General features: G+C 68.4%; 15 protein-coding genes. 2 read left to right on the top strand and 13 right to left on the bottom strand.

What is annotated here, in order from left to right; all coding sequences use genetic code 11:
- From A5707_RS17835 to rimP, 4 genes are all read right to left on the bottom strand, one after another.
- On the bottom strand, nucleotides 1-315 hold a 315-nt coding region (locus A5707_RS17835), incomplete at its 3' end, for a translation initiation factor IF-2 N-terminal domain-containing protein (protein ID WP_197495361.1).
- A 65-nt stretch (nucleotides 316-380) separates the two neighbouring features.
- The gene (locus A5707_RS17840; RefSeq protein ID WP_419866440.1) at nucleotides 381-659 is read right to left on the bottom strand and encodes a YlxR family protein; all 279 of its coding nucleotides are present in this window, start codon (nucleotides 657-659) and stop codon (nucleotides 381-383) included.
- Nucleotides 660-800: 141 nt separating this feature from the next.
- The gene (nusA, locus tag A5707_RS17845) at nucleotides 801-1,844 is read right to left on the bottom strand and encodes a transcription termination factor NusA (protein ID WP_065015778.1); all 1,044 of its coding nucleotides are present in this window, start codon (nucleotides 1,842-1,844) and stop codon (nucleotides 801-803) included.
- Nucleotides 1,841-2,377 (bottom strand): ribosome maturation factor RimP, encoded by a 537-nt coding sequence (gene rimP / locus A5707_RS17850; protein WP_065015779.1) that lies wholly within the window; start codon nucleotides 2,375-2,377, stop codon nucleotides 1,841-1,843. Before rimP ends, nusA begins: the two co-directional genes overlap by 4 nt.
- Before the next feature lie 182 nt (nucleotides 2,378-2,559).
- On the opposite strand from rimP, the gene A5707_RS17855 reads away from it, so the two are divergent.
- Nucleotides 2,560-3,078 (top strand): hypothetical protein, encoded by a 519-nt coding sequence (locus A5707_RS17855; protein ID WP_065015780.1) that lies wholly within the window; start codon nucleotides 2,560-2,562, stop codon nucleotides 3,076-3,078.
- A complete protein-coding gene (locus A5707_RS17860; RefSeq protein WP_065015781.1) occupies nucleotides 3,075-3,524 on the top strand; it encodes a ferritin-like domain-containing protein in 450 nt (149 codons plus the stop codon). The genes A5707_RS17855 and A5707_RS17860 overlap by 4 nt, the downstream gene beginning before the upstream one ends.
- 16 nt (nucleotides 3,525-3,540) lie before the next feature.
- On the opposite strand, the gene A5707_RS17865 is transcribed toward A5707_RS17860, so the two are convergent.
- The 9 genes from A5707_RS17865 to mqo all read right to left on the bottom strand — a co-directional run bounded on the left by A5707_RS17865 (nucleotide 3,541) and on the right by mqo (nucleotide 15,744).
- Nucleotides 3,541-5,289 (bottom strand): proline--tRNA ligase, encoded by a 1,749-nt coding sequence (locus A5707_RS17865; protein WP_065015782.1) that lies wholly within the window; start codon nucleotides 5,287-5,289, stop codon nucleotides 3,541-3,543.
- Between the two features lie 146 nt (nucleotides 5,290-5,435).
- The gene (locus A5707_RS17870) at nucleotides 5,436-6,929 is read right to left on the bottom strand and encodes an MFS transporter (protein ID WP_065015783.1); all 1,494 of its coding nucleotides are present in this window, start codon (nucleotides 6,927-6,929) and stop codon (nucleotides 5,436-5,438) included.
- A 50-nt stretch (nucleotides 6,930-6,979) separates the two neighbouring features.
- Entirely contained in the window at nucleotides 6,980-8,560 is a 1,581-nt protein-coding gene (locus A5707_RS17875) for an MFS transporter (protein WP_065015784.1), read from the bottom strand.
- Nucleotides 8,561-8,593: 33 nt separating this feature from the next.
- Nucleotides 8,594-9,790, bottom strand: a complete 1,197-nt coding sequence (cobA, locus tag A5707_RS17880) for a uroporphyrinogen-III C-methyltransferase (protein WP_065015785.1) — start codon at nucleotides 9,788-9,790, stop codon at nucleotides 8,594-8,596.
- Between the two features lie 119 nt (nucleotides 9,791-9,909).
- Nucleotides 9,910-11,283, bottom strand: coding sequence for a cobyrinate a,c-diamide synthase (locus A5707_RS17885; RefSeq protein WP_065015875.1), 1,374 nt, complete (start codon nucleotides 11,281-11,283; stop codon nucleotides 9,910-9,912).
- Between the two features lie 94 nt (nucleotides 11,284-11,377).
- A complete protein-coding gene (cobO, locus tag A5707_RS17890; protein ID WP_065015786.1) occupies nucleotides 11,378-11,992 on the bottom strand; it encodes a cob(I)yrinic acid a,c-diamide adenosyltransferase in 615 nt (204 codons plus the stop codon).
- A 19-nt stretch (nucleotides 11,993-12,011) separates the two neighbouring features.
- A complete protein-coding gene (locus A5707_RS17895) occupies nucleotides 12,012-13,832 on the bottom strand; it encodes a VWA domain-containing protein (protein WP_065015787.1) in 1,821 nt (606 codons plus the stop codon).
- Entirely contained in the window at nucleotides 13,829-14,284 is a 456-nt protein-coding gene (locus A5707_RS17900) for a GNAT family N-acetyltransferase (protein WP_065015788.1), read from the bottom strand. Before A5707_RS17900 ends, A5707_RS17895 begins: the two co-directional genes overlap by 4 nt.
- Nucleotides 14,281-15,744 carry a malate dehydrogenase (quinone) gene (gene mqo, locus A5707_RS17905; protein ID WP_065015789.1) on the bottom strand — a complete coding sequence of 488 codons (1,464 nt, stop codon included), beginning with the start codon at nucleotides 15,742-15,744 and terminating at the stop codon, nucleotides 14,281-14,283. Before mqo ends, A5707_RS17900 begins: the two co-directional genes overlap by 4 nt.
- Nucleotides 15,745-15,772: the final 28 nt, after the last annotated feature.

Below are 15,772 nucleotides of genomic sequence, written 5' to 3' on the forward strand. Positions count from 1 at the left end.
GGCTGCAGGCGGGGCCGGGGGGGCGGGCGTCTCAGCGGCCGCCGGTGGCGCTGGCTTGCGGCCGTCGACTTTCTCGGCGGCGGCCTTCGCGGGGGCCTTTGCCGGCGCGCCGTTGCCGGCAGCTTTTTCTGCGGTCTTGTCGGGCGCGGGTTTGCCGCCGCCGAACGACTCCCGCAGCCGGCGCGCGACGGGTGCTTCCACCGTCGACGATGCGGATTTGACGAATTCGCCCTGTTCGCTCAGCCGGGCGAGAACTTCCTTGCTGGTAACACCGAGTTCCTTGGCCAACTCGTGTACGCGGGCCTTACCTGCCACTACATCTCCTGTCCATGAGGCGACAGCGGTGGTGGGCCGCGCCTCGGGTTAGCTATGACGCATGGTCATCGGGACTTCACGGTGTGCTCATGTTCTTTGCTACCTGTTCTGTTGCCGGGTGAGCCGAGCGCATTGAGATGCTCGACCACCGCGGAGGTGTCCGGTGAACCGGCGATGCGCAGCGCTCGACTGAAAGCCCGCCGCCGGATCGCTTGGTTCGCGCACTGCGGTACGGGATGCAACCACGCACCCCGCCCCGGCAGGTTACCTGCTGCATCAACGATCACGGCGTATTTGCCGTTCCCGGTCGACGCGGCTACCACTCGAAGCAGTTCGACAGCCAACTCTCGCTTTCGGCAGCCGACACACGTCCGCACCGGTCCGTCGATGCGTCGATGCGCCGAGGCCGAAGTCTCGCGCTGGATCACGGCTTAGTTTACCTTCACCGGGCCGGTGAGAACCGCCCGGGCTGGCGCCGTCGCCGGCTAGCGGCCGTGCGCCATCCCGTGGCCGGCGGCGTGGTCGGGCTGGTCCGCCGGAGACCCCGGTGAATCGCCGCGAATGTCGATCCGCCACCCGGTGAGCCGGGCCGCCAACCGCGCGTTCTGGCCCTCTTTGCCGATGGCCAGCGACAGCTGGAAATCGGGCACGACCACCCGAGCGGCGCGGGCCGTCTGATCGATCACCGTGACCGACACCACCTTCGCCGGCGACAGTGCGTTGGCGACGAAACGGGACGGGTCCTCGTCGTAGTCGATGATGTCGATCTTCTCGCCGGACAACTCGCTCATGACATTGCGCACCCGCTGACCCATCGGGCCGATGCAGGCGCCTTTGGCGTTGAGGCCGGGAACCCGGGATGCGACCGCGATCTTCGAGCGGTGACCGGCTTCCCGGGCGACCGCGACGATCTCCACCGAGCCGTCGGCGATCTCGGGTACCTCCAGCGAGAACAGTTTGCGCACCAGGTTGGGATGGGTGCGCGACAGCGTGATCAGCGGTTCGCGAGCGCCGCGGGTCACGCCCACGACATAGCAGCGCAACCGGTCGCCGTGTTCGTAGGTCTCCCCCGGAACCTGTTCGGCCGCCGGGATCACCCCCTCGGAGCCCTTGGTTTCACTGCCCATCCGGACGACGACCAGGCCGCGGGCGTTGGCCCGGCTGTCGCGCTGGATCACACCACCGACGATCTCGCCTTCCCGGGTGGAGAACTCTCCGTAATTGCGCTCGTTCTCCGCGTCGCGCAGCCGTTGCAGGATCACCTGCCGGGCGGTGGTCGCCGCGATCCGGCCGAAACCCTCTGGAGTGTCGTCCCATTCGGACAACACGTTGCCGTCCTCGTCGACCTCGCGCGCGATCACCCGCACAACACCGGTTTTGCGGTCGATGTCGATATGCGCCTCTTGCTGATGTCCTTCGGTGTGCCGGTAGGCGGTGAGCAGCGCGGATTTGATGGTTTCGACCACCACATCCACCGAAATGCCTTTGTCCGCTTCGATCGCATGCAGCGCGGCCATGTCGATGTTCATTCGGCCTCCGTTTCCCCACCCCGACCGAGCGTCGCCAGCTCCAACTCACGTTTGCTTGGCGACGAAAACTCCACTTGGACAACCGCTTTCACGATTTCATCGAGCGGGATCACCCGCACGGTCCAGTCGCGCTGCCGGTCGTCACGGACGACCAATGTGACCGCGTCGCCGGAGGTCTCTCCCACCCGTCCGACCAGCTGCGATCCGTCGGAGAGAGCCACGTCGACTTTGCGGCCGCGGGCGCGACGGAAATGCTTCTCGCTGGTCAACGGCCGGTCCACCCCGGGTGAGCTGACTTCCAGCACGTACTGGCCGTGGATGCCTTCCACCCCGTCCAGCAACGTCGAGGCGCCGCGGGACAAGGCGGCGATGGTGTCCAGATCGAGTGCGGTGTCGCCGTCGGCGATCACGGTGATCCGCGGTGGCCGCGCCCGGGTGTCGATCACCACGTCTTCGATCTCGAAGCCTGCGCGCGCGAACTCACCATCGAGCAGCTCGATCACCTGCGTGTGCGACGGTAGCCCGGTGGCCACGGCGAGCTCCTCATCTTGAGTTGTCCGATCGGCGACTGATGTCGCCGGCGGGGCGGCTCCGGCTGCTTCTCCGGGCGCACGACCATCGCCGGTCCCGGGGAACCAGTCACCAACGATACGCCAGGAATCCGGTCTGAGCCGGTCACCGCGAGGGCCCGGTAGGCCAATGGCAGGATGTTGCTGTGCCACCGACAGTGCCAGTCGTCACGCGGCGACGTGTGCTGGCCGGCGGCGCCGCTCTCGCGGTATTGGGCATCACTGCGTCGGCCTGCAGTCCGCAACCGGACCAGCCTCCTCCGGTCGACGAACTGGAAGCAGAGTTGACGCTGGCCCGCCACGACAGCGAACTGGCCGCGGCGGCAGCCACCGCCGAGTCGGGCGCCGTTGCAGCCGCGCTGCAACAGGTCGCCGCCGAACGTTCCCAGCACGCGCAGTCGTTGGCCACCGAGATCGACCGGGTTGCCGGCATAACGACGAGCACGTCCAGCCAAGCGACGACGTCCCCGACGTCCACCACTGCCCCACCGGGACCGCCGCCCACGCTCTCCGAGGTCATTGGTTCGTTGCGCGCATCGGCGGCCAGCGCGGAGAAGCTGGCAACCACGTCGGCGGGGTATCGGGCGGGACTGCTCGCTTCGATCGCTGCGGCCTGCACCGCGGCATACACCGTCGCGCTGGTGTTCGGAGGCACCGCACCGTGACCTCCCCTGAACCCACGGCTTACACCGATGCGCTGTGCGCTGCGCTCACCACCGAGCACGCGGTCATTTACGGCTACGGCATCGTCTCGGCTCGCTGCACGCCGGATGTCAACAAGCTGGTGGCTGCATCGATGACTGAGCACCGCGAGCGCCGCGACCAGGTGATCGCGATGCTGACGGACCACGACGTCACCGCCCCGGTTGCCGCGGCCGGCTACCAGCTGCCCATGCCGGTGAACAACGAGAACGACGCGGCCCGGCTGGCAGCCCGGATGGAGAAGGACACCGAGGTGGCCTGGCGAGCGGTGGTCGAGCAGGCCCAGGCCGAGCCCGACCGCGGGTTCGGGGTAAAAGCCCTGACCCAGAGCGCCGTGCTGGCCGCGCGCTGGAATCGGATTGCCGGCGTGTGGCCGATCACCAGCGCGTTCCCGGGGGGCGGCGACTAGCGCGGCGACCGCTGGTCTAGCCGGCGACGGCGGTGGTGATCTCGGTGGCCAGGCCGGCGCCGGCGGTCAACTCGCGCACCTGGCCGCTGAACCGGTCGCGCAGCTCGACGACCCCGTCGGCCCAGCCGCGGCCCACCACCACGATCCACGGCACGCCGAGCAGTTCGGCGTCTTTGAACTTCACTCCGGGCGACGCCTGACGGTCGTCGAGCAGCACGTCCAGACCCAACCGGTCCAAGTCGCCGGCCAGCGCCGTGGCTCCGGCGCGGGCTTCGGCGTCTTTGTTGGCGATCACCAGATGCACGTCGAAAGGCGAGACGGACGACGGCCAGCGCAGACCCAGCTCGTCGTGGTGTTGCTCGGCGATGACGGCCACCAGCCGCGACACCCCGACGCCATAGGAGCCCATGGTCAGCCGGACGGGCTTGCCGTCCTCGCCGAGCACGTCGGCGGTGAAGGCGTCGGTGTATTTGCGGCCGAGCTGAAAGATGTGACCGATCTCGATGCCGCGGGCGCTGACCAACGCCCCGGCGCCGTCCGGTGACGGGTCGCCGTCACGAACCTCGGCGGCCTCGATCGTGCCGTCGGCGGTGAAGTCGCGCCCGGCCACTAGGCCGACGACGTGGCGGCCGGGCTGGTCGGCGCCGGTGATCCAGCTGGTGCCGTCCACCACCCGCGGGTCGACAAGATAACGAACACCGTTGTCCTGCAATGCCTTCGGGCCGATGTAGCCCTTGACCAGGAACGGGTATTTGGCGAAATCGTCGTCGCCGAGCAGTTGGTAGTCGGCCGGGTCGAGGGCGGCGGCCAGGCGCTTGTCGTCGACCTCGCGGTCGCCCGGCACTCCGATGCCCAGCAATTCCCACTCGCCGCCGGGTGTGCGCACCTTGAGCAACACGTTCTTCAGCGTGTCGGCGGCGGTGACACTGCGGCCCAGGCCGGCGCCGTTGGCCCACTCCACCAGCGTCGCGATCGTGGGGGTGTCGCCGGTGTCGTGTACGACCGGCTCGGGCAGCCCGTCGACCGGCCGGGACTCGGGGCGCGCGGTGACGACCGCCTCGACGTTGGCGGCGTATCCCGACTCTGGGCAGCGCACGAAGGTGTCCTCGCCGATCGGGCTTTCGGCCAGGAACTCCTCGGAAGCAGACCCGCCCATCGCACCGGAGACCGCCGACACGATCACGTAGCGCACCTGGAGCCGGTCGAACATGCGCTGGTAGGCCTCGCGGTGCGCGTGGTAGGCAGCCTTGAGCCCGGCGTCGTCGACGTCGAAGGAATAGGAGTCCTTCATGACGAACTCCCGGCCGCGCAGGATGCCGGCCCGCGGTCGCGCCTCGTCGCGGTATTTGGTCTGGATTTGGTAGAGCACCAGCGGGAAGTCTTTGTAGGAGCTGTATTCACCTTTCACCGTCAAGGTGAACAACTCTTCGTGTGTTGGGGCCAGTAGGTAGTCGTTGCGTCGGCGGTCCTGCAGCCGAAAAATGGTGTCGCCGTATTCGGTCCAGCGGTTGGTCGTTTCGTAGGGGGCGCGCGGAAGCAACGCGGGAAACAGGATCTCCTGCCCGCCAATGGCATTCATCTCGTCGCGCACGACCCCTTCGATCTTGCGCAGCACACGCAGGCCAAGCGGCAGCCAGCTGTACAGGCCGGGCGCGATCGGCCGGATGTAGCCGGCCCGGATCAGCAGCTTGTGGCTGGCGACCTCGGCATCGGCGGGGTCGTCGCGCAGCGTGCGCAAGAACAGCTCGGACATCCGGGTGATCACAGCGGGCAAGCCTATGCGGCGATTGCCAGCGCGGCGAAGCCGGGCGCTGGGGGTACCGCCCGCCTGCGGCGCGCATCGAACCGCCAAACTGCAGCCAGGGCTGTGATCCTTGGCTCATCACAACCCTGGCTTCTTATTCGTGACGCCTACAGTTGACCGGCCTCCACGGCTTCGCGGTTGTGTTGGGCACGCGCGATCTGACGGGCCGAGAAGCCGATGCCCAGCGCGCCGGCGCCCACCAGCACCGCGACGGCGGCCACCCACAGCAGCGAGTAGGTGTATCCGTGGTCCAGCGCGTCGATCTGGGCCGGCGTCATGTCAGCCACCCGCCCGGTGGTGCCTCCGAGATACAGCGTGCGCGACACCTGCACCGCCTGGATCACCACCAGCACCAGCGGGCCGCCGAGATCCTGGACCATCAGGGTGATCGCCGACACCGGCCCGATGTCGCGGGGCCGCACGTCGGCGACCGCGCACAGCGGCAGCACGACGGAGATGACGCCGATCCCGAATCCGCCGATCACGATGGGCACCAACAGGTTCGGGACATAGGGGATGTTGCGTGTCAACGTCGAGCCGTACAGCATGGCACCCCACACCCCGACTCCCCCGCAGATGATCAGCCAGCGCGGCGCGAAATGCGGCGCTAACCGGGCCGCCACCACGTTCCCGGCGCCCAGCGCCACGGCGAACGGGATGAAACTCAGCCCGGCGCGCAGCGCCGAATACCCCATCACGTCCTGCACATACAGCCCGATCATCACGGTGAGGGTCAGCAATACCCCGCCGGCCATGAACAGCGAAAAGAAGGTCATCACCCGGTTGCGCTCGCTGAACAGCGACAGCGGCACCAGTGGGTGCTCGGCGGTGCGCTCGACAATCAGGAACCCGAGCGCCAGCAGCACGGTCGCGACCGCCGCCCCGATCACCCACGGATCCGTCCAGCCGCGCTGCGGCCCCTGGGTGAAGATCAGCACCGCGGACATGCAGCCCAGCGTGGCCAGCGCCGCGCCGGTGATGTCGAGTGTCAACCGCTCGTGGCGGGTCTCGGCCAGCTGGGTGACCGCGATGGCGATGATGGCGATTCCGATCGGAATGTTGATCAAGAACGCCAGCCGCCAGGACACCACGGTCAGTGCGCCGCCGAGCACCAGGCCCAGCACCGAACCGGCGCCCTGCATGGCCGCCGAGATGGCCATTGCGTGGTTGCGGGCGGGGCCGACGGCATAGGTCGTGGCGATCAGCGCCAAACCGGTCGGCGCGGCCACCGCGGCGCCCATGCCCTGCACAGCACGCGCCACCACCAGAAACGATTCCTCGGTGGCCAGCCCGCAGGCCAACGACGCCAGCGTGAACACACCGACCCCGGAGATGAAAGCCCGCTTACGGCCGATGGCGTCGCCCACCCGGCCGCCCAGCAGCAACAGCCCGCCGAAGGTCAACACATACGCGGTGATCACCCAGCTCTTCCCGGCGTCGGAAAGGTCGAGTTCGGCCTGCATGCGCGGCAAGGCCACCACGACGATGGTGCCGTCCAGTGTCGACATCAGCTGCATGCCGGTGATCGCGATGATCGCGATACCCAGCACGCTGGAGGACAACTGTCGGGCCGTCGGTGCAGGACCGCCCGGCGTAGACATGAGACGCCAGCCTAACGCAGGCGCCTCTCAGCGCCGCTGAACCGTGGCCGCTACAGCTCGCCGGCGTCGAGCGCCTGCTGGACTTCCTGCGCGTGCGCAACCTGCTTGGCGGTGTAGCCGATCATCAGCGCAACCCCGCCGACCACGACGGCCACCCCGGCCACCCACAGCAGGCCGTAGGTGTAACCCTGGTCGAGCGCATGCAGTTGCGCGGCGTTCATGTTTTTCACCGGGCCGTTGGTGCCGCCCAGATACAGCGTGCGCGACGTGATCACGGCCTGGATCACGGCCAGCACCACCGGACCACCGAGGTTCTGCAGCATCAGCACGATCGCCGAGGTGGGCCCGATCTTGTCGAAGCCGACGCCGGCGATTGCCGAAAGTGCCAGCGGGACGATGATCATGCCGATACCGATGCCGCCGACCACAATCGGGATGACCAAGTTCGGGAAGTACGGGATGTTGGCGTTGAGCGTCGAGCCGTACAACATCGCGCCCACCAACAGGGCACCGCCACTGATCACCACGACACGCGGCGGAAACCACGACACCAGCTGCGAGGACGCGCCCATGCCGATGCCCATGGCGATGGCGAACGGGATGAAGCCAACCCCTGCGCGCAACGCGCTGTAGCCCATGATGTCCTGCACGTACAAAGCGATCAGCACGGTCAGGGTGAACAGCACGCCACCCCCCATGAAGATGGCCGCAAACGTGGCCAGCCGGTTTCGGTCCAGGAAAAGGTCGAACGGCACGATGGGGTTTTCGGCTGTGCGCTCGATGATGGCGAACGCGATGAAAGCCCCCAGCGCCACCAGTCCCGAACCGATCGTCGTGAGGGAGATCCAGCCCTTCTCCGGTCCCATCGAGAACGCGAACACCGCGGCGGTACAGATCAACGTGGCCAGGAACGCCCCGGTGGCGTCGAGCTTCATCCGCTCCTTGATCGTTTCCCGCAGCGTGGTGCGGGCAAGGTAGATCATCACCAGCCCGATCGGCACGTTCACCATGAACGCCAGCCGCCACGAGACCTCGGTCAGCGCCCCGCCGACCACCAAGCCCATCACCGAACCGACCCCGGTCATCGCGCCGAACACCGCCGTCGCCGCGTTGCGCGCCGGTCCCTTCGGGAAGGTGGTAGCGATCAGTGCCAAACCGGTCGGGGAAGCAATTGCGGCGCCCACCCCCTGCAGCAGCCGGGCGATCACCAGCGTGGCTTCGTCCCAGGCGATTCCGCACAGCGCCGAGGCGATCGTGAACAGGGTGACGCCGACGATGAACGTGCGCTTACGCCCGATCGTGTCGCCGAGCCGTCCGCCGAGCAGCATCAACCCGCCGAACGTCAGCACATAGGCGGTGATCACCCAGCTGCGGCCGGCGTCGGACAAGCTCAGTTCGTTCTGAATCCGGGGCAGCGCCACGATCGCGATGGTCCCGTCCATGGTTGCCATCAGCTGCATGCCGCCGATCGCGATCACTGCGGCAAAAAATCGGGGCGACGGTAGCCACGTCGGGTGATACCTGCTCGTACGGTCCACAGAAGCCTCTTTGACGGGCGCCGGAACGGCGGATTCCGGGCAATCAGTAGTCCAGCTGCCGATTTCCCGCTCTGCGTCGTTAAGAGCAGTCATAAGGAGCTACCCTACAGTAATCTTAAGAAGCGCTTAAGTGCCGAAAGCTGCGACGGCCCCGATCACGATGATCGCCGGTGGTCGGATCTCCTCCGCGCGGATCACTTCGGGCGCGTCGGCCAGGGTGGCCCGCAACGTGCGTTGGGCGGCCGTCGTCCCGTGCTGAACCACCAGGACCGGCGTATCTGCTGGTCGGCCGCCTTTGAGTAGCGCTTCGGTGAAAAGTTCGATCCGTTCCACCGCCATCAGCAAAACGATGGTGCCCGACATTGCCGCCAACGCGTCCCAATTCACTAACGATTCGGGATGGCCGGGCGCGATATGGCCGCTGACCACGACAAACTCGTGGTTGACCGCGCGATGGGTGACCGGAACGCCCGCCAATGCCGGCACCGCTATGGCACTCGTCACACCGGGCACCACGGTGACCGGAATTCCGGCGTCGGTACACGCCAACACTTCCTCGTAGCCCCGCGCGAACACGAACGGGTCCCCGCCTTTGAGCCGCACCACGAACTGTCCGGCCTTCGCGCGCTCGACCATCACCGCGTTGATGGCGTCCTGCGCCATGGCCCGGCCATACGGGATCTTGGCGGCGTCGATCACCTCCACATGCGGAGGCAGTTCGGCAAGTAATTCCGGCGGGGCCAGCCGGTCAGCGACCACCACGTCGGCTTGGGCCAGCAGTCGGCGGCCGCGGACGGTGATCAGTTCCGGGTCGCCGGGTCCGCCGCCGACCAGCGCCACCCCGCCGCGCACGACGTCGTCGCTTTCGGCGGTGACCAGCCCACGCTGCAGCGCCTCCCGGATCGCCGAGCGGATTGCTGCCGAGCGACGGTGCTCGCCGCCGGCCAGCACGCCTACCGCCAGCCCCGCGTAGTCGAATGTCGCCGGAGTGACCGCGCTGCCCTCGACGGCGATATCGGCGCGGACGCAGAAGATTTGTCGGCGATCTGCTTCGTCGACCACCGCGGCATTGACAGCCGGGTCGTCGGTGGCCGCGATCGCATACCAGGCGCCGTCGAGGTCACCGTCGCGATACTCGCGCAGCGCCAAGGTGATTCGCGGCATCGCCTCGACGGCACGGGTGGCGCTGCGGGTGATGACATGCACGTCGGCCCCGCTGGCGACCAGGAGCGGAAGCCGACGCTGAGCAACCGTGCCGCCGCCGACCACGACGACCTTCTTGCCGGACAGCCGCAAGCCGACCAGATAGGCGTTCTCGGTCACCGGGCGATTTTAGGCGATCGCAAGCGCGGCGACGCCGGGCGCAGCGGGTCGCCGCCATGAGATTCCGTGGCGATCGCAAGCGCGGCGACGCCGGGCGCAGCGGGTCGCCGCTGGCCAGCTCAGCTGCTGCTGGCGTGGGTCACGAAGCGTGCCACGGCCGCTGGATTCGCAGCAGGGTGGGTGTGCAGGTATGCCGCATGCACCCCGCCGTGGACGGCACCGTCGCGCACGGTGTCCGTGGCGGGCCCGTGGTACACCCATGCCGGTTGATAGGCGTCGACGAATGTGACTGCGCTGCGGTGGAATTCGTGTCCTGTCACACGCTGGCCGGTGCCGTAGAGCGGCGAATCGGCGACGGCGACCGCGTCGTGATACCCCAAGGTCAGTTGCTCGGTGAACCGGGCCGACGCGGCCAGGACTCCGCACATCGGGTAGCCGTCGAGTTCGGAAACCAGGTACACCAACCCGGCGCATTCGGCATGCACCGGCGCCCCGGCGGCGGCCAGTACGCCGATCTGGCGGCGGGCGAGTTCGTTGGCCGACAGTTCGGCGGCGAACTGCTCAGGGAAGCCGCCGGGCAACAGCACCGCGTCGGTGTTGTCGGGCAACGAATCGACCAGCGGATCGAATTCGACGACCGCGGCACCGGCGGCGCGGAGGAGCTCGGCGTGTTCGGCGTAGCCGAAACTGAATGCCTTGCCGCTGGCCAACGCGACGGTGACCGGCTCGGTGACCGCTCCGGTGACCGCTTCGCCCACCGCGGCCGCCGGATCCCACGGCGGATCGGTGACCGCCGTAGCGGCGGCTGCGACGACGGCACCGATATCGACATAGCGGGCGATCATGGCCGTCATCGCCTCGACCGCGGCCCGGGCCCGACGGCCGTATTCGGCCGCGGTAACCAGGCCCAGATACCGTGTGGGTACTTCGATTTCGTCACGACGCGGAATCGCGCCCAGCACCGGAATGCCGGCATGTTCGCAGGCCTGCCGCAGCACCTGTTCATGTCTGGGCGAGCCGACCCGGTTCAGCACCACACCGGCGATGCGGACACCACTGTCGAACGTCGAAAAGCCATGCAGCAGAGCCGCAACGCTATGGCTTTGTCCCCGGGCGTCGACCACTAAGACAACCGGGGCTTTCAGCAGGCCGGCGACATGGGCGGTAGATCCGGTGGGCGGCACGGTCGCCGACGCCTCGATGCGCCCGTCGAAAAGCCCCATCACGCCTTCGACGACCGCGATGTCGGCGTCGGCGGCGCCATGGCCGTAGAGCGGGCCGACGAGCTGCTCGCCCACCAAAACCGGGTCCAGGTTGCGGCCCGGACGTCCGGCTGCCATGGCGTGGTAGCCGGGGTCGATGAAGTCGGGGCCTACTTTGAAGGGCGCGACGACATGGCCCGCTTGCCGCAGTGCACCGATCAGACCCGTTGCGACGGTGGTCTTTCCGCTTCCCGAGGACGGAGCGGCGATGACGACGGCAGGCGTGCTCACGCCGGTCGCCAACGCCGCGAGCGTGCGCAAATACGGGTTTCTAGCCGGCGTGTCGACCGGGGACACGCACGCTCGCGCGAGACGGGGGGCGGCCTTACCACTCGATGCCCTTCTGGCCCTTGCGCCCAGCATCCATCGGGTGCCTGATCTTGGTCATTTCGGTGACCAGGTCAGCCGCGTCGACCAGCCTCGGCGGGGCGTCGCGGCCGGTGATCACCACATGTTGGTGGCCCGGCCGCGACAGCAGGACATCGACCACCTCGTCGACGTCGACCCACCCCCACTTCAGCGGATACGTGAACTCGTCGAGCACGTAGAAGTCGTGTCGCTGTTGCGCCAGCCGACGGGTGATCTCGGCCCAACCGTCGGCGGCCGCCGCGGCGTGATCGTCGTCGCTGCCGGCCTTCCGCGACCACGACCAGCCGGCGCCCATTTTGTGCCATTCCACGGCTCCACCGACGCCGCGCTCGTCGTGCAACCGGCCCAGCTCGCGAAATGCCGCCTCCTCGCCGACCTTCCATTTGGCGCTCTTGACGAATTGGAACACCGCGACGTTGAGCCCGGAATTCCACGCCCGCAACGCCATTCCGAATGCGGCGGTCGACTTTCCCTTACCCGCTCCGGTGTGCACGGCCAGCACCGGCGTGTTGCGCCGGGCCCGCGTGGTCAGCCCGTCGTCGGGAATCTGAAGTGGGCGGCCCTGTGGCATGACTAGTTCACCCTCGAGCTCAGGCGGCGCCGCGCACGGCCTGGGTCAGATAGTCGGCCCGCAGCTGCTCCAATCGCAGTGTGGGCGCGCCCAATTGGACCGCCAGCCGCTCGGCCAGTCCCAGCCGCACAAACGACGTCTCGCAGTCCACCACTACCGCGGCGGCGCCTTCGGCGACCAGCAGTGCGGCCGCAGCGCGGCTGCGGCCCAACGGATCTACGCCCGACGTGGCCCGCCCGTCGGTGAGCACCACCACCAGCGGGCGGCGCGCCCGATCGCGAACCTTCTCGCGAAGCACCAGCTCGCGGGCGGCCAGCAGCCCTTCGGCCAGCGGCGTCTTGCCGCCGGTGTCGAACCGGGCCAGCCGGCGCGCGGCGATGTGCGCCGACGTCGTCGGCGGCAATAGCAGCTGCGCCCCCTGGTGGCGGAACGTGATCACGGCGACCTTGTCGCGCCGCTGATAGGCGTCGCGCAGCAGCGACAAGGTCGCCCCGCTGACCGCCGCCAACCGATCGCGGGCGGCCATCGAACCCGAGGCGTCGACGACGAAGATCACCAGGTTGCCTTCGCGGCCCTCCCGGACCGCACGGCGCACATCATCGGGCCGTAGCCGAAGCCGATTCCCGCCGTCAGCATGCTCAGCGGCGGCCAACACGGTGGCGAACAGGTGCAGACCGTGGCCAGCGGCGACGTCGTCGGTGGCGGCCACCACGGCGCCGGAGGTGTTGCGGGCACGCGATCGGCGGCCCGGCGCGCCCGCACCCACGCCCGGCACGGTCAGGGCGCGGGTCCGGAAGGTCGCCGACGGTGGCGCGCTGGGCTTCGGCGTAGACGGTTGGCTTGGTGAATTCCGTTGTGGGGCTTCGTCGCTGGCGCTCTGCCCGCCGCCCGGCGGATCGGGATCGGGATCCGGATCGCCGGCTTGCTGTAGCGCTTCGTCGAGTTGTCCAGGGTCGATGCCGGGATCGTCGAACGGGTCGCGGCGCCGCCGGTGCGGCAACGCCAGCTCGGCGGCCACCCGGATGTCCTGCTCGTCGACGTCGCGGCTGCCCCGCCAGGCGGCGTGGGCGACGGCGGTGCGGGCCACCACCAGATCGGCGCGCATCCCGTCGACGTCGAACGCCGCGCACAGCGCCGCGATGCGGCGCAACTCGTTGTCCGGCAGTACGACGTCGTCGAGCAGTCGGCGGGCAGCGGCGATCCGGCGGGCCAGCTCGGCATCGGCGGCGGCATACCGGTCGGCGAATCCGTCCGGGTCGGCCTCGTATGCCATCCGCTGTTGGATGACCTGCACCCGCACGTCGACATCACGCGAGGCGTGCACGTCGACCGTCAGCCCGAAGCGGTCCAGCAGTTGTGGGCGCAACTCACCCTCTTCTGGGTTCATCGTGCCGATCAACACGAACCGGGCCTCGTGGGAGTGTGAGATCCCGTCGCGTTCGATGTGCACCCGTCCCATCGCGGCGGCGTCGAGCAGCAGGTCGACCAGGTGGTCATGCAGCAGGTTGACCTCGTCGACGTAGAGCACACCGCCGTGGGCGCGGGCCAGCAGCCCGGGCGAAAACGCGTGCTCGCCGTCGCGCAGCACCCGCTGCAGATCCAGCGAGCCGATCACCCGGTCCTCGGTCGCGCCGATCGGCAGTTCCACCAGCCGGGCGTCGGTGCCCTCCGTCGCGGCGGCTGACAGCAGCGCGCCGAGACCTCGCACGGCGGTGGACTTCGCGGTGCCCTTTTCGCCGCGGATCAGCACCCCGCCGATCTCGGGGCGCACCGCGCACAGGATCAACGCCAGCCGCAGCTGCTCATGGCCGACGATCGCGCTGAACGGGTAGGGCTTCACGGCCCACCCGGCCTGAGCATCGGCACATGCGGAATACCGTCCTCGACGAAGTCATCGCCGTCGCGGACGAAGCCGTGCTGGGCGTACATCTCGGCGAGGTAGGCCTGGGCGTCGATACGGCACGGGTAGTCGCCTACCTCCGCCAACGCGGCTTGCAGCAGCCGGGTGGTGTGACCTTGCCCGCGGACGTTGCGCTTGGTGCACAACCGGCCGATCCGGAACGCCTTGTGCCCGCCGGCGTGCTCCTCCATCAGCCGCAGCGTACAGATCACCGTGCCGTCGGGCTCTTCCAGCCAGAAATGCCGGGTTTCGGCGCGCAGGTCTCGCCCGTCCAGTTCGGGATAGGGGCAGGCCTGCTCGACGACGAAGACTTCCACCCGTAGCTTGAGCAGTTCGTAGAGGGTCAGCGCGTCAAGGTCTTTGGCCCACGCTCGGCGCAGCGCGGCGGTCATAGCTCCAACACCTTTGTGCCCCATGCCCACACCTCGTCAAACAGCGCCGGCTCGCGTGACAGCGCGGTGCCCAGCGAGGGCACCATCTGTTTGAGCGTCGGCAGCCACGACTGGTAGCGGTCGGGAAAGCAGCGCTGCAGCACATCGAGCATCGCCGACACGGCTGTCGAGGCGCCCGGCGAGGCGCCCAACAGGCCGGCGATGCTGCCGTCGGAGGCCGTCAACACCGTGGTGTCGAACTCGAGCTTTCCGCGGCGGATCACCTGCACCCGTTGGCCGGCCGCCACGGTCTGCCAGTCGGAATCGACTGCGCTGGGCGCGAACTGGCGCAGCGCATCCACGCGGGCGGGGTGGGTGAGCTGCACCTGCCCGAGCAGGTAGTTGACCAGTTTCCGGTTCCCCAACCCGGCGCCGACCATCGACAACAGGTTGTCCGGCTTGACCGACCGCGCCAGGTCGGAGACACGGCCGTGCTTGAGGAACTTCGTCGACCAATCCGCGAACGGCCCGAACAGCAGCCACGGTTTGCCGTTGACGATCCGCACGTCCAGATGCGGCGCCGTCACACCGGGCGCGCCGGACGCGGGCATGCCGTACACCTTGGCGCGGTGGCCCTCGACCAGGGCGGGGTTGGCGCTGCGCAAAAACCGCCCGCCGATGGGAAAGCCGCCGAAGCCCTTCGCCTCCTTGATCCCGGACCGCTGGAGCAGCCGCAGCGCCTCGCCGCCGGCCCCGACGAACACGAATTTCGCGTGGAGCTTGCGGCTTTGGCCGGTGCGGCGGTTGCGGATCGTCAGCGACCAACCGCCCTGGCGTCGTCGGGAGAGATTTCGCACCTCATGCCCGAACAGGGCGGTGGTGCCGGCCTGCACCGCATAACCGATGAGCTGTCGCGTCAGGGCACCGAAGTCGATATCGGCGCCGTCGGCGGCCCAGTTCAGCCCCACTGGCCGGCTGAAGTCGCGCCCAGCGGCCATCAGCGGCAACCGGCGGGCGAACTCGTGCGCATCCTCGATCAACTCGGTGCGCGCGAACAGCGGGTTGTCCGACAGCGCTTGCCGGCGCCGTCGCAGGTAGTCGACTTCGTCGGCGCCCTGCACAAAGCTGACGTGCGGAACCGGGTTGAGGAAACCGCGCACGTCGGTGAGGATGCCGTTTTCCACCGCGTAGGCCAGGAACTGGCGGGTGACCTGGAACTGCTCGTTGACGCGCACCGCTTTGCTGACGTCGATCGAGCCGTCTCGATCGGGGGTGTAGAAGAGTTCGCAGAGCCCGGCGTGGCCGGTGCCGGCGTTGTTCCACGAGCCGCTGCTTTCGGCGGCGGCGGCGTCGAGCCGTTCGACCAGGGTGATCGACCAACCCGGTTCGAGCCGCCGCAGCAGCGCGCCCACGGTGGCGCTCATGATGCCCGCTCCCACCAGCACGACGTCGGCCTTCGCGGTTGTAGCGGAGTCGGACACCGGAGGTTTGTCCTTCGTCGTGGAGCGG

This window comes from Mycobacterium kyorinense, from assembly GCF_001672775.1.
GTDB classification, from domain to species: Bacteria; Actinomycetota; Actinomycetes; order Mycobacteriales; family Mycobacteriaceae; genus Mycobacterium; species Mycobacterium kyorinense_A.

What these genes read in the sequence shown, in the direction of transcription:
- A5707_RS17875 (WP_065015784.1), bottom strand. Translation starts at nt 8,560, where the DNA reads ATGACTGCTCTTAACGACGCAGAGCGGGAAATCGGCAGCTGGACTACT.
- A5707_RS17870 (WP_065015783.1), bottom strand. Translation starts at nt 6,929, where the DNA reads ATGTCTACGCCGGGCGGTCCTGCACCGACGGCCCGACAGTTGTCCTCC.
- A5707_RS17900 (WP_065015788.1), bottom strand. Translation starts at nt 14,284, where the DNA reads ATGACCGCCGCGCTGCGCCGAGCGTGGGCCAAAGACCTTGACGCGCTG.
- cobO (WP_065015786.1), bottom strand. Translation starts at nt 11,992, where the DNA reads ATGCCACAGGGCCGCCCACTTCAGATTCCCGACGACGGGCTGACCACG.
- nusA (WP_065015778.1), bottom strand. Translation starts at nt 1,844, where the DNA reads ATGAACATCGACATGGCCGCGCTGCATGCGATCGAAGCGGACAAAGGC.